This window comes from Pararhizobium sp. LjRoot238 (genome assembly GCF_964252955.1).
Classification (GTDB): Bacteria; Pseudomonadota; Alphaproteobacteria; order Rhizobiales; family Rhizobiaceae; genus Pararhizobium.
Genome location: NZ_CAXUPP020000005.1, coordinates 41,105 through 54,517 on the forward strand (window position 1 = coordinate 41,105; position 13,413 = coordinate 54,517).

Annotated in this window: 11 protein-coding genes and 4 pseudogenes; 7 read left to right on the top strand and 8 right to left on the bottom strand. The window is 59.9% G+C overall.

What is annotated here, in order from left to right; translation table 11 throughout:
- Positions 1 to 3 precede the first annotated feature (3 nt).
- Complete coding sequence (locus tag ACSQ3F_RS27875; RefSeq protein WP_436103520.1) at positions 4 to 1,461, top strand: lipopolysaccharide biosynthesis protein; 1,458 nt, start codon at positions 4 to 6, stop codon at positions 1,459 to 1,461.
- On the opposite strand, the gene ACSQ3F_RS27880 is transcribed toward ACSQ3F_RS27875, so the two are convergent.
- From ACSQ3F_RS27880 to ACSQ3F_RS27900, 5 genes and pseudogenes are all read right to left on the bottom strand, one after another.
- Positions 1,360 to 2,739, bottom strand: a complete 1,380-nt coding sequence (locus ACSQ3F_RS27880; RefSeq protein ID WP_436103407.1) for a polysaccharide pyruvyl transferase family protein — start codon at positions 2,737 to 2,739, stop codon at positions 1,360 to 1,362. The genes ACSQ3F_RS27875 and ACSQ3F_RS27880 overlap by 102 nt on opposite strands.
- Positions 2,740 to 2,936: 197 nt before the next feature.
- Positions 2,937 to 3,140 carry a hypothetical protein gene (locus tag ACSQ3F_RS27885; protein ID WP_436103408.1) on the bottom strand — a complete coding sequence of 68 codons (204 nt, stop codon included), beginning with the start codon at positions 3,138 to 3,140 and terminating at the stop codon, positions 2,937 to 2,939.
- Positions 3,141 to 3,461: 321 nt separating this feature from the next.
- Positions 3,462 to 3,907 (bottom strand): annotated as a pseudogene (locus tag ACSQ3F_RS27890) (transposase); the annotation flags it as partial.
- Positions 3,908 to 4,011: 104 nt separating this feature from the next.
- Entirely contained in the window at positions 4,012 to 4,644 is a 633-nt protein-coding gene (locus tag ACSQ3F_RS27895) for a Vgb family protein (RefSeq protein WP_436103409.1), read from the bottom strand.
- Between the two features lie 9 nt (positions 4,645 to 4,653).
- Positions 4,654 to 5,874 carry a helix-turn-helix domain-containing protein gene (locus ACSQ3F_RS27900; protein ID WP_436103410.1) on the bottom strand — a complete coding sequence of 407 codons (1,221 nt, stop codon included), beginning with the start codon at positions 5,872 to 5,874 and terminating at the stop codon, positions 4,654 to 4,656.
- Between the two features lie 122 nt (positions 5,875 to 5,996).
- On the opposite strand from ACSQ3F_RS27900, the gene ACSQ3F_RS27905 reads away from it, so the two are divergent.
- The gene (locus tag ACSQ3F_RS27905) at positions 5,997 to 6,794 is read left to right on the top strand and encodes a DUF899 domain-containing protein (protein ID WP_436103411.1); all 798 of its coding nucleotides are present in this window, start codon (positions 5,997 to 5,999) and stop codon (positions 6,792 to 6,794) included.
- 5 nt (positions 6,795 to 6,799) lie between these two features.
- A complete protein-coding gene (locus ACSQ3F_RS27910; protein WP_436103412.1) occupies positions 6,800 to 7,174 on the top strand; it encodes a hypothetical protein in 375 nt (124 codons plus the stop codon).
- A 314-nt stretch (positions 7,175 to 7,488) separates the two neighbouring features.
- On the opposite strand, the pseudogene ACSQ3F_RS27915 reads toward ACSQ3F_RS27910, so the two are convergent.
- Positions 7,489 to 7,660 (bottom strand): annotated as a pseudogene (locus tag ACSQ3F_RS27915) (IS110 family transposase); the annotation flags it as partial.
- A gap of 341 nt (positions 7,661 to 8,001) precedes the next feature.
- Between ACSQ3F_RS27915 and ACSQ3F_RS27920 the strand changes: the two are divergent.
- From ACSQ3F_RS27920 to ACSQ3F_RS27930, 3 genes are all read left to right on the top strand, one after another.
- A complete protein-coding gene (locus tag ACSQ3F_RS27920) occupies positions 8,002 to 9,144 on the top strand; it encodes a TRAP transporter substrate-binding protein (protein WP_436103413.1) in 1,143 nt (380 codons plus the stop codon).
- Positions 9,145 to 9,228: 84 nt separating this feature from the next.
- Positions 9,229 to 9,897 (top strand): TRAP transporter small permease subunit, encoded by a 669-nt coding sequence (locus tag ACSQ3F_RS27925; protein WP_436103414.1) that lies wholly within the window; start codon positions 9,229 to 9,231, stop codon positions 9,895 to 9,897.
- Complete coding sequence (locus ACSQ3F_RS27930; RefSeq protein ID WP_436103415.1) at positions 9,894 to 11,636, top strand: TRAP transporter large permease; 1,743 nt, start codon at positions 9,894 to 9,896, stop codon at positions 11,634 to 11,636. The genes ACSQ3F_RS27925 and ACSQ3F_RS27930 overlap by 4 nt, the downstream gene beginning before the upstream one ends.
- Positions 11,637 to 11,715: 79 nt before the next feature.
- Here ACSQ3F_RS27930 and ACSQ3F_RS27935 read toward each other — a convergent pair.
- A pseudogene (locus tag ACSQ3F_RS27935) lies at positions 11,716 to 11,897 on the bottom strand (winged helix-turn-helix domain-containing protein); the annotation flags it as partial.
- A gap of 12 nt (positions 11,898 to 11,909) precedes the next feature.
- Here ACSQ3F_RS27935 and ACSQ3F_RS27940 point away from each other — a divergent pair.
- Positions 11,910 to 11,993, top strand: a pseudogene (locus tag ACSQ3F_RS27940) (recombinase family protein); the annotation flags it as partial.
- Between the two features lie 81 nt (positions 11,994 to 12,074).
- Here the strand turns inward: ACSQ3F_RS27940 and ACSQ3F_RS27945 are convergent.
- Positions 12,075 to 13,340, bottom strand: a complete 1,266-nt coding sequence (locus ACSQ3F_RS27945) for a TadE/TadG family type IV pilus assembly protein (protein WP_436103416.1) — start codon at positions 13,338 to 13,340, stop codon at positions 12,075 to 12,077.
- Between the last annotated feature and the right edge of the window lie 73 nt (positions 13,341 to 13,413).

Here is a 13,413-nt window from a genome sequence, read left to right on the forward strand (position 1 = left end):
ACCATGGACCAGCGCTCCTTTGGACGAACGGCTTTGCGCGGCGGGCTTGTTACAGCCGGCTCCCAGATTATCAAGATGGTCGTGCAGTTCCTGTCGGTCGTTGTCCTGGCTCGCTTGCTGGTGCCGGAGGATTTCGGCCTGATGGCCTCGGTCGGCCCGATCGCCGCCTTCATCAGCCTGTTTCAGAACATGGGGCTGCAGCAGGCCGTCATCCAGCGCAAGGACATCACGCCCGAGCAGCTCAACGAGGTGTTCTGGGTCAGCACTGCCGTCGGTCTGGGTTCAACCGCCGTGCTGGTGGCCCTGTCACCGGCGGTTGCGGCGTTCTACGGCGATCCACGAATGACAGCGATCACCATCGCTTCAGCGTTGCCGTTGCTGATCGGCAGCTTGGCCGCGCTGCCACTCGCGCTGATGAACCGGAACCTCCAGTTCACCCAGCTGGCAATCAATGACGTGACGTCCACGGTCGGTGGTTTTGCCGTCACTGCGATCGCCGCTTATTTGGGGTTCGGTTACTGGTCGCTGGCGATCGGTCCTGCCGTGGCCGTAGCAATCGTGCTGCTGTCGGCGTGGCTCAGTACCGGCTGGATGCCTGGCCGGCCGACACTGCGCGTCGACCGCGACATCATTTCCTTCGGCGCCAACCTCACCGGGTTTAATCTGGTGAACTTCTTCTCCCGAAATCTCCCCAATATTCTGGTCGGCAAGTACTCCAGCACCATCGAGCTCGGCTACTACGACCGGGCCTACAAGCTTCTGCTGTTTCCGCTACAAAACATTAATCAACCGCTGACGCGGGTAATGATACCGATGCTGAGCCGCATTCAGGACGACAAGCCGCGGTTCCGAGACATCTACATGCGGACGAACTGGCTGCTGGCCGCCGTGACCATGCCGGGCATCGGCGCCCTGACTTGCGCCAGCGGTCCCGTGGTGACCTTCTTGTTCGGCCCGCAATGGCAGCCCGTTACGCCGATTTTTGCCTGGCTTGGCATAGCAAGTCTGGTTCAACCTATCGGGAACACCACCGGGTGGATCTTCATTTGCCAGGGCAAAACAAAAACGATGTTCCATTGGGGCATCTACTCGTCGCTGACCGCAGTCCTGTCGTTTTTCGTCGGACTGCCATGGGGCGCAACAGGCGTCGCTGCCGCCTATGCCATCAGCGGCTATGTTCTCAGAATACCGGTGCTTGCAGTCCTTCTCCACAGAATAGGCCCGGTGACGGGATGGGACTTTGTGTCGATTCAGGGTCTGTTCCTGGTTTCTTCGCTCTTGGCCTGGCTCGGTTATGATGCCCTTGCCAAGAGCGAATTGCTCGGGAACGATCTATGGTCGATCTCAGCGGCAGTCGTCTTAAACTACGGCATCGCTTTGGTTTTTGCTGTGATTTACCCCGCCTCGCGGCGCAACCTGTTGGCCAGCTGGAAGAACGTAACCGCTTCGCTTCGCCGCTAGGCTTGCAAACGCCTGCTTCAACGGTTCCACAACGGACATCGCCGAGGCATGCTCTTCAAGCACTGAGCTCAAGCTCTTTTGCCGATACTGCTCGAGCCCCGAAACAAATGCCGCCAGGGTCTCGCTGGCCTTTGCCGCGGTGACCGTGTTGATGTCAAGCGTTAGCTCGGCAATCCCAAGGCGCGCCGACAACTCCTTCGTCTTGAACTCATAGGCAATCGGGAGCACGGGCGTGCCAACACACAAAGACATGATCATCATGTGCATGCGCGTGGCGACGACGAAATCAAACCCTTTCACCATTGCCATCAACTGCTCCGGTGAATGGAACCCATCGTCCACGGAGGTATTGGCGGCAACATCCGGGTCCAGCCTCGCGTAGATTGCTTTTGCCGTTTTGGAATCGTCATGGGCATATTCCGGCACGCCTTGGCACGTCGAGACGAAGACCACTTTCTTGCCGTAGGCGCGAACGAGGTCAGTTGCCATGGCACGAATGGAATCGATGTATCGATCCATTCCGTTTTCGCCATCTTTCACATAATTCCAGTTCCTGACGGAAATCGCCACGACACCTGTGCCCGAACCTGCAGGTGCCGAACGAACGGCCTGTATGCGGGCGGTATCGGCCAGAGCGAACACCGAATCCGCAACGACATGGCATTTCTCGATATCGGCCACCACCTCCGAGATATTGTCCTTCGAATGCGCGTCACGGAGAAGAATAAGCTCGCTCTTGTCGAAGGCCTGCTTCAACCTCTGGCGATTGGTCGGATTGCGGAACGGTCCCAGAGACTGGGTAAAAAAGATCGGCGTTTTGCCGAGAATGTCGTCCAACTCGAACTGGTTGAGCCGCTTCTCCAGATTATATGTCTCAACCAGGTAGGTTCCACCCGTGGTAATGACCATATCTGCATCACGATAAGCCTGGATGCTGTCCCGATCGCGCTTGCTGATCAGACCGAACTTCGACAAGGATCCATCCGAAAAGATGCGGAGCAGCTTCAAGAGAAGCTTGTTGTAATGTGGCTTGGCGGCGTCCTTGAAGGAGCCCGTTCCATGGCTGTACTTGAACACCGTCTCCGAAACCAACCGGCGGAACTCTATGTCTCCATAGGCAGACGACGGATACAGCCGTCGCGAAACCTCTGGCTGCGAGTCAAACACGATAAATTTCAAGTCATTGCCAAAAGCAGATCTTAAGATGTGCCGTATTGCCATCAAAATTGCCGCGTCACCCGTGTTCAGGCATACGGTATTTTCAATTATGACCTTCATTAAACACCCTTTCCGCTATTGGAACTGAGAACGTTGACACCACTGTTCATGGCTGGCCCGCTGGCCTTTTCTAAGGCCGTCGTTTCCTCCTCCAATCCGGACATTCCTCCCGACCGCCGAGTCCCATTCTTACCGATTATCAGCATCGGTGTCACCGATTTGTGACCAATATGGGGGTGTGCACAACGCGTCTCATTTTAATGTGAATAAGTTCCAACGATCTGCCCCATATTTACGCCCGGTTGGCGCAAGCGGGCGTTGGTGCATGTATCGGAAACACGAGGCACATATTCCCCGATCTCGCGAGGATCCTTGTTGTTGACCTTGAATTCCAGCCACGCGCTTTCAGTGGGTTCTTCCAGCAGTCGGTTGAGAAGTGCGCGGGGATCGTGAATTGGCATTGTACGTCCTCGTTTTATCCCCCTTATATCAGATTCGATGGTTCAGAACCTAACTCACAGCGAAAGCCGTAGAAATTTTTGATAAAAAACAACGGGATGCCGCTGAGCCTTCGATGCGGATTTTTATCCGCGTTTTGAATGCTACGTTCGCGGCTATCGTTTCCCAATCCAATCACTCGTCTTTATGCTGGTTTTGTCAGAATCCGAATTCTGCCCTCCGTCAGTTCGCTGAGTGCTGCACGCTGATCGTCTCTTTCAGACGGTGGCCGCCGAAGTCATCGTTACGCTGCCTCCCAAACCTGATTGAGGATGCGAGCCGCCCCTACGGGACTTGCCACCGTGCTTGTCTTCAAGCCATTGGCCGGCACCGAAGATCTGCAGGCCAGTGCTGTCGACCAGCACATGAAGCGGACCTTTCGGCACCGGCTCCATGTCATTGCCTCTGGCAGACGGCTTCCACGTTCTTGCCCTGCGCCTGAGCGTCGTATGATCGGGGATGGGTAGTTCCAGTCCCATCAACGCAAGCACCGAGGCCAGCAATCCCTCCCCCTTCGCTCTGACGCAGTCGCAGTGCGAACACCATGCCCAGCGTCAAGGCGGTCTCAATTGCCAGATCGGAATATCGTGGTTGGCCGCCGCGCGAGGTACGGCGCGCAGCAGCCCACCCACCCGTCGCCTCCGGCGTCAGCCACAGGGTCAAACTGCCGCGTCGGCGAAGACCTGCTTCATCGTTCGACACGACGAGCGGCGTTATGTTTACGGGGCATGGCCTCGGATCACAATGATTGCGGTCTCAACCGCTTAATGTCCAACCGTTGAATGATCCGTGCATCAATGCCATCCGTAAGGCGTGGTTCGCTCGGGCGGGCCCTCATCCTGGCCGGTGGATGGCTCGGATCTTGCCGCTACTCCCGCCGCCGCAAAAAAGCTGATCTCCGCCATCGGACTCAAGCCCCGATACGCCCAAGCCAGCTGGCATATCGATGCGCTCCAAGACCTCTCCCGTCTCGGGATCGACCCGCCGAACATCGCTCTCGTCACCTTCCCAGGTGCCGTGCCAGAGGTCTCCATCGATCCAGGTCACGCCGGTGACGAAGCGGTTGGATTCGATAGTGCGAAGAATTGTACCTGTCTCGGGATTGATCTGATGGATTTTCCGGCCGCGATGCTGCCCGACCCAGAGTGTCCCCTCGGCCCAAGCAAGGCCGGAATCGCCGCCGTTGCCGGGCGCCGGGATCGTCGAGAGCACCTCGCCGGTCTTCGGATCGATCTCCTGGATGCGATTCTCGGCGATCTGAAAGAGGTGCTGGCCATCAAAGGCCGTTCCGGCATGCGCGGCGACATCGATCGAGCGCACGACCTCTCCAACCGCTGGGTCGAAGGCATTGAGCTTGTCTCCGGACGCAAACCAGATGTGCTTTCCATCATAGGTGACGCCATTCACGCGATCGGCACGTGGAAACGGCCCATATTCACGAAGAATTTCGGCTTGAGACTGTTTCATGGGTTCATCCTAATCGCTCGGCAGTGGACCGGGGAGTAACAAAGTTGACGGGAATCCCGGCAGAGATGGGGTCGTCCAGCGGCATGCCGGCCCCCGGCCGAAGGATTGTACCTTGCCAGCCGCCGCCAGTGCATCGAGCGCCCGCTGCACCGTGCGCGGGCTGGCCCCAAGCGCGATCGCCAAGGCCGAGCTCGACCAGGACTCGCCATCGGCGAGGAAGGCGAGTACAGCTCCATGCTGTTCCTCGACGGGTGGGGCCAGGACGACGACCTCGCGGGCACGGCGCGGCGTGAGCGCAAAGCCATCCTTGGTCGCCCTCACGTCCGCGAGTGTGCGGAGCTCGCCTCGCAGCCGCCCGACTTCGACGCGCAATCGCGCTCGATGTGATTCATCGGCATCCTTCCCCCGGAAGGCCCGGGCGACGAGCGCATTCCGCGAGACATCCCCCGGCCAGCTCTCACCTAGAGCGCGCGCAAGCGCGAACAAGACCGGACGCGTTGTGAGAGAGACCAGCGTGTTTGCATCACGTACCGCATAACGGCAGGCATCCACCACGAGCGCCCCCGATGCAAGCAGCGCCTCGACCTCCTCCAGCAGCAGGAAGCGTTCCTCGCCCCCGGCGACCAGACGCGCGGCAGGCGTTTTCAGAACCTGGGATGCGCTTTCGACTTCGGCAGCGAGTGCGGGAATGCCCGCCTCATGCGCGGCATTTTCCGCCCGCCGGAAGGCCGCGCGTGCCGCGCCCGTCTGGAGCCGCCGGACGGCGATCCCGGCGACGACCAACTCGTAAGCGGTCCTCGATGGAGGCGGAAGCGGTGTCGGGTCGAGCTCGGCGAGCAGCCGTTCGGCCTCGTCTAGATGGCCGATCAAGAGCAAGCGCCGGACTTCGAGATGACGCGCATGGGCGGCATTCAAGCGGTCTCCATGGGCTTCGAGCACCGCCCGCGCGGCGGCGAGCGTCTTGGCCGGCCAGGCAAGGTCACGCGAGACGAGCGCGATTTCGGCTTCGGCGACGATACAGCGCGCACGTGCCATCGCCTCTCTCGGCCCGAAGGCACGGGCGGCCATTTTGAGGAGAGCCTTTGCCCTGACGAGGTCACCAAGCTGCGCCATCGCAATGCCCCGCAGCGCAAGCGCAGGCGCATCTTCGCGCAGGGCAACCCTCTTCAATGCGCCGAGAAGATCACCGGTCGCGAGCAGCCGCGCCGCGGCGGTGATCATCGAGTCCATCGAAATCCCGTCAAACTTGTAACTCCCACCATCCTCCGCCCGGCCCCTAGTCTGTTCCTAACGACCAAGCAACCGCTCGCACCAGCGATGGTACGACAACAGACGGCAAAAGGAGAAGCATGATGACGACGCATATGACAGGGACACGCAAAGAATGGCTCGCAGCACGGCTCGAGCTGCTCGCGGATGAGAAGGAACTGACGCGGTGCAGCGACTTGCTGGCACAGCGGCGTCAGGAGTTGCCCTGGGTGCGGGTCGACAAGGACTATCGTTTCGAGACGGCTGACGGCAACGCCTCACTCATCGACCTCTTCAAGGGACGCTCGCAGCTCCTCGTCTATCATTTCATGTTCGGGCCTGACTATACGGCCGGCTGCCCGTCCTGCTCGTCGATCGCCGATGGCTTCAACGGCATCGTTGTCCATCTCGAAAACCACGACGTCGCCTTCGCGGCCGTATCACGCGCACCGCTCGCCAGGCTGCAGGTCTTCAAGGAGCGAATGGGCTGGAGCTTTCCCTGGGCCTCCTCCTTCGGTAGCGATTTCAACCGTGATTTCAGCGTCTGGTTCACCGAGGAAGAGCAGCGCGACGGCGGCATAGAATATAACTTCCACCGCGAGGCACCGATGCCTCAGCCGCTCGCCGGCAGGTCCGTCCAGGAATGGCAGCTGCGCGGCAGCGAAGGCCCGGTCGCGCAGATCGCCGCCATGACTGGAACCGACGTCGCCACATATACGCGCGACCGGCCTGGGCTCAGCGCCTTCGTGCTCCAGGACGGTGCCGTCTATCATACCTATTCCAGCTATGCCCGCGGATTGGACGGGGTCTGGGGCATGTATCAGTGGCTCGACCGGGCCCCGTTGGGGCGCAACGAGAACGGCGTCTGGTGGCGCCGCCACGACGAATATGGCCGGGGTTGACTGCTATGTCCTCCCTGTCCAACCGGTGGCTGGAAGGGATACCCGCTGCAGGCAGCGGCTTTGCGGCTGCCTCTGGCGGCAAAGCAGCCGGTGCCCGTGCAACCCATTGGCTCTCCCTTGCCGCCGCTCCAACCTTCGCTGTCATGGCGCTTCTCACGTCCGTGAACGGCGAAGCAGATATGATCTGCTCCTCCATGCCGGATACCTTTCCGCTCAACGGCATGGTGCGGATGTACCTGCTCATGAGCGCCTTCCACCTGCCGCCTTGGCTGCGGCTGCTTTCGGGCCGCGCCGACAAGCGAGATCGCCTACGCGGCGCGACCTGCGAGACGATCCCTTCGCTCCACGAAGATCCGGAGTGTCCGACTGGGCGCGGATAGGCCCCGTCGCAGAAGAATCGTTAGAGGCGACGTCATGTCTGGATGGCGCCCGTTTGGCAAGGTGACTGTGGACGATGTTTGAGCTGGCGGGTCGGGTGCAGTCATGTCTCCGGCCTGTTTGTGCGGCACGTGATGACTGCTGGCCCTGATGTTTTCCGCTTGAACCGATCACTATCAAATTATCGCGCTGTTGTTGCGCAAGACATCACCGCGGGTTCTTCGGTTCGTGCGGCCATTCCGCTGTGCTGTCACATCACGCCATTGTCACTCCGCCAACTGTTGTGCCTCGAAAGGCGATGCTTGTGCGTTCCGGTTTACGCAGGAATCGAGGCGCTGCTGCTGAGTGTGCTGCCCGGCTGATAACTCAGCTTCCGCGCCATATCGCCCATGCGATGCGGGCTATCTGTTAGCGAGCGCGACCGCGACAAGCTTGAAGGATTTCTTCGATAGCAGGCGACGCGCCCTGTTCGCCAGAGGCGTATCAGCCGCGGTAATGATTCACCAAGCAAGAGAGCCTGGATGCTTGGCTAGATGCGTTACCGGCGGTTTCGAGTTGGAGAGAGATGTCAGCCCGCCCCGGGGCGGACGGTTTGTGAACAAACAGCACAGGCCAACCCTCCTACGCAACAAAACCGTTCGTCGAGGCAGGTTTTCTGCAAAGATATTTGAGCGTTCCTCCCTGCAATCCTTGCTTGGGGCCTCATTGAGAGTATTGTTTAGAGTCAAGACCCTAGCTCAACGAGCGGGATGCGGGGGAAGACCGCATCACCCTTTTCCTGGTTCCGCTCGACTACGGGCGAGTAAGCCGATGTTTTCGGGAGGAAGAGATGAAACGAAGGACTCAGATTGGGGGGAGGACGTCGCGTCGCAAATTTCTGAGCGGCGCGGCCATGGCAGGTGCGGCGATGATCGCTGCGCCGAGCGTCGTCAAGGCGCAGGGGCCGGTCAACATGCGCTGGCAGAGCACATGGCCCTCAAAGGATATCTTTCACGAATTCGCACTCGATTTCGCCAAGAAGGTCAACGACATGACCGGTGGCGACCTCAAGATCGAGGTGTTGCCGGCGGGCGCAGTCGTGCCTGCCTTCGGCCTGCTTGACGCCGTGTCGCAAGGAACGCTCGACGGCGGCCACGGCGTGCTCGTCTACCACTATGGGAAACAGACGGCGCTGGCGCTCTGGGGTTCCGGGCCGGGCTTTGCAATGGACGCCAACATGCTGCTGGCGTGGCACAAATATGGCGGCGGCAAGGAGCTTCTCGCCAAGCTCTATGAATCCATCGGCGCCAATGTCGTTTCGTTCCCTTATGGGCCGATGCCGACACAGCCGCTCGGCTGGTTCAAGAAGCCCGTGGCAAAGGCCGAGGATCTTCAGGGACTGAAATTCCGCACGGTCGGTATCTCGATCGATGTCTTCACGGGTCTCGGGGCCGCCGTCAACGCCCTGCCGGGCGGCGAGATCGTCGCGGCGTTGGATCGTGGCCTGCTCGACGCGGCCGAATTCAACAACGCCTCGTCCGACCGGGTGCTTGGTTTCCCGGACGTCTCGAAGATCTGCATGCTGCAGAGCTATCACCAGAATGCGGAGCAGTTCGAGATCATGTTCAACAAGACGAAATACGACGCGCTGCCTGAACAAATGAAGGCAATCATCTCCAACGCCGTCGAGGCTGCTTCGCAGGACATGGCCTGGAAGGCGATCGATCGCTATTCGAAAGACTATGTGGAGATGCAGACGACCGACAAGGTCAAGTTCTACAAGACGCCTGAAGCGATCCTCAAGAGGCAATTGGAGGTTTACGACGAGGTCGTGAAGAAGAAGGCGGCGGAAAACCCGCTATTCAAGGAGATCCTCGAGTCCCAGCTTGCCTTTGCAGAGCGGGCGACGCGATGGGAACAGGACACCGTCGTCAGCCGGCGATTGGTGTTCGATCATTACTTCGGAAAGGACGGGGTGTCGAAGGAACTCTGACGCACAGTTCGATCGGTTTTTAATGGGCGAGGCGCGGATGCGGGCCGAAAAATCCGCTTCCGCCCTCGCTATCCGGGGGCACGCGTGTACGTTCAGCACTTTCTGCTTACGGTCGATGCAATCAGCGTGTGGGTCGGCAAGGCTGCGGCCTGGCTCATCATCGGGCTGATGGCGCTCGTCTGCGTCGAGGTCTTCAAGCGCTACATCATGAACATGCCGACCGCGTGGATCTTCGACGCCAGCAACATGTTCTACGGTACGCTGTTCATGCTCGCCGGAGCCTACGGGCTGGCACAGAATGCCCATGTGCGCGGTGACTTTCTCTACAGCTCGTTCAGGCCGCGGATACAGGCCGGGCTCGATCTGGTCCTCTACATCTTCTTCTTCCTGCCCGGCGTCGCTGCCCTCGTTTACGCGGGCTACGACTACGCGGCGCTTTCGTGGCGGATCGGCGAGCATTCGACCGTGACGGCGGAGGGGCCGCCGATCTACTACTTCAAGACCGTCATTCCAATAGCAGGTGCCCTCGTGATGCTTCAGGGGCTTGCCGAGATCATGCGCTGCATCGTCTGTCTCAGGACCGGAGAATGGCCGCGCCGGCTCAAGGATGTGGAGGAGATCGACGTCGTCGCCGAGCAACTGGCACAGAGCGAGCATATAGACGCGGAGACGCGCGAGGCTGCGATCGAGCGCGCCCAGGACATCGACAGGGCGGCGCGCCAACGGGGCCTGGGGGGAGACATCGAGAGGTGAGCGATCCGTTCCTCGGACTGACCATGCTGATCCTTATCGTGATCGTCATCATGATGGGGTTCCCAACAGCCTTCACCCTTATGGGGTTAGGCATGCTTTTCGGCTTCTACGCCTTCTACAATCCGGTCGAGCACTGGATCGACAACCGCGTCTTCGACCTGATGGTTCAACGCACCTATGGCGCGATGACCAACGACGTCCTGATCTCCATCCCGCTCTTCGTGCTGATGGGCTACGTGATGGAGCGCGGCGCGCTGGTCGACAAGATGTTCTACAGCATCCAGCTTTCCTTCCGGCGGGTGCCCGCGTCGCTTGCCGTTGCGACGCTCATTGTCTGCACCTTCTGGGGCATTGCCAGCGGCCTCGTCGGCGCCGTGGTGGTGCTGATGGGCGTCATCGCGATGAACCCGATGCTGCGCGCCGGCTACGACGTGAAGCTCGCGTCGGGCGTCATCACCGCCGGCGGCACGCTGGGCATTCTGATCCCGCCATCGGTGATGATCATCGTCTACGCGGCGGTTGCGGGGCAGTCGGTCGTCAAACTCTACGCCGCCGCTATGTTCCCCGGCTTTTTCCTCGCGCTTCTCTATCTCGCCTATGTTCTCGGCTGGGCGACTATCAACCCGAAGATCGCGCCGGCCTTGCCCGAGGAACAGACAAGAGTTCCGGTGCCCGGCTGGATGAGGAGCTTTGAGGCCCTCTATTCGCGCAACATGTTGGTCGGGCTGCTTTCCGCGCTCTTCTCGCCGTCGCGGGCGATGGCGATTGACACCGAGGAGGGGCGGCTCACCTATTGGAAGCTGATCAAGAATGCCTGCGCCGCACTGGTACCCTTCTCGCTGACAGCGTTCACGCTCGCGCTCGTGTGGTGGTATGTCGTCATCCGTCCGCAGGCCTCGGCCGAGGCCGAAGCCCCAGAGGGACTGGAAGAGCTCGGTGCGCCGGCGGCGGACGCAGCGTCGGAGGTGGCCGCCGGCCCGGCGGCGAGTTTCTACGTGACGTTCGGCATCATCGCGGCCATCGCTGCGGTCGTCCTCGTCCGCTACTACCGCAACATGACCGCCGATCGCCTGCAGGTCGTGAAGCTTCTGGTCTCCTCCGTCATGCCGCTCGGGGTTCTCACCGTCACCGTGCTCGCCGTCATCCTGTTCGGCATCACCACGGCGACCGAATCCGCAGCCGTTGGCGCTGCCGGGGCATTCCTGTTGGCGTTCCAGGCCCGGACGCTCAACTGGAAGCGCACCAAGGAAGCGGTGTTCCTGACCGCAAAGACGACGGCGATGGTGTGCTGGCTGTTCGTCGGATCGGCGCTCTTCTCGGCCGTCTTCGCCATCCTCGGCGGCCAGGCGCTCATCGAGCAATGGGTACTGGCGCTCGACCTGACGCCGGTGCAGTTCATGATCCTGTCGCAGGCGATCATCTTCGTTCTTGGATGGCCGCTCGAATGGACCGAGATCATCATCATCTTCGTGCCGATCTTCCTGCCATTGCTGAGGCACTTCGACATCGATCCGGTTCTGTGGGGCGTCCTCGTCTTCGTCAATCTGCAGGCGGCGTTCCTGTCGCCGCCGGTAGCGATGTCAGCTTATTATCTCAAGGGCGTCGCGCCACCGCACGTCACCCTCAACCAGATCTTCGCGGGCATGATGCCCTACATGCTGATCGTCATCCTCTGCATGGTCATCATGTATGTCTGGCCGGGCATGGCACTCTGGCTTCCGAACTATCTCTACGGCTGATAGAGATTGCCGTTTTGCGTCTCAGGCGTCCAGCCGTAGCCCGAAACCCAATAATACCGTGCGCTTTCCTTCCCCGCCGCTCCTGACCGTCGGGCGTCTTGCGCAGTGCCTTTCGCAGGGCCGCGATCTGCACGGTGAGATTGCTTTCTTCGACAATTATGCCGGGCCAGCCTTGTTCCACGAGGTTGTCGTTCGAAACGACTCCCCCGGGGCGGCCTCAAGCAATGCTTCGAGGAAGATCTGGGTTGGGTGCGGGAAAATACGGGGCTTGAGGACGTGAGATTACATGACCTGTGTTCCGAGTTGGGAATCGAGCGCGTAACGCTCTATCGGCATGTCGGACCGACCGGCGAGCTTGTCGGCCTACTCTGTCAGTTCCATCTCGAGTGGTGCGGCAGGCGCCCGGTTGGGATTCGGTCCCACCAAATGCTTCAGGGTTCAATAAAGAAGCCGAACGCCGCTACCACTTTCGTCACCACCAGACGAAGTGACCTCGGTCAGGGGGGTCAGATTCCAGTTGGTACCATCCATGCTCATGCGATTGAATACGATGGCCGTGCGGTCGTTGTTCATGGCAAAGGTCGAGTTGAAATGCACGTTTCTGCTTGGCATATGAATGATCCCATTGAGCGTTGCTTTGTCGGTACCGTTGAACAACAGGTCCGACTGCGCGAGCCCGGGAGCTTCGAAGAAAAGGATATCCTTGTAGGTACCCTCCTTCGGCGCAGACAGGTCGATGTTGACGTTACCGTTGAAAAAGATCTTCGACGTATCTGCGAAATACAGCGTCACGTCTTCGCCAACGAGCGTCGTGCCTGAATTGAAGCTCCAGCCGCCGTCCTTGATAACATACAGCCCGGGTTTCAATTCGATCCTTGGCGACCCGTTGGCGCTTGTCCAGCCACAGTAAATGCCCGGCGAAAGCTTGTGTGTTTTCTGATTGTCCGGCAAATGTCCGCCCAGTTGGGAATCGCAGCCAAGCGCCCTGACTTCCGGCAAACTCTCCGAAAGGGAGTCTGCGGCGACCTCACAATTCTTCTCCACCGCCGGATTGAGCCTGTTGTTGTAGGAAACCTGCGCGCCTTTGATGCAGATACGCGCCACATCAAGTCCATTGCCGCCGTCGGTGAAGGTTGCCGCAGGATATGCCGCCGAGTGGACATGGATCTCGCAATCGGTCTTTCGAATTCCCGCACCTGAATTGACGTAAAACCCGCTCTGGCTCTGCTCAAGTAACAAGATGCAGGGGGCTTTGGTGCCCGACGATTCAGCAGAGGATGTTGCTGCGGCAGCGCGAACGGAAACCGAGATCTCCTTGATGGCCAGTACGGAAAGCAGGGACGTTTTCAGCGACGCCTCCGCCCGCCCGGAGACAATGCCGTCCTGGTCGATCGCAAACTCCGCATGCGGCGTATATTCCGTCATGGAGACAGTCCCAGCATCAAAGAACTGCTTGGCCCTGACGATCTGAGCGCTCTTTGATTCCCGGGCTGCGGCCAAAACTGCCGCGTCCAGGTTGCCCTGCAAGCTGTTCCGTACGCTGAGCGCGTGCGCGAAATCCACCGCTCCGCCGGCTGCGCCCAGTAGGACGATGGCGACAAGTGCGGTCATGATCGCAAAATTCCCTTCCTTGTTTTGCAGGAGACGCAGGGAGATGCCAACAAGCGGGCTCAAAATGAACCCCGACAGCTTCGCACGAAACATGTGCGACTTCGGCACTATGGATGAATACAGTTCTCGTAACATATCGCCTCTGCTGGTCTATCGAAAGCACCGC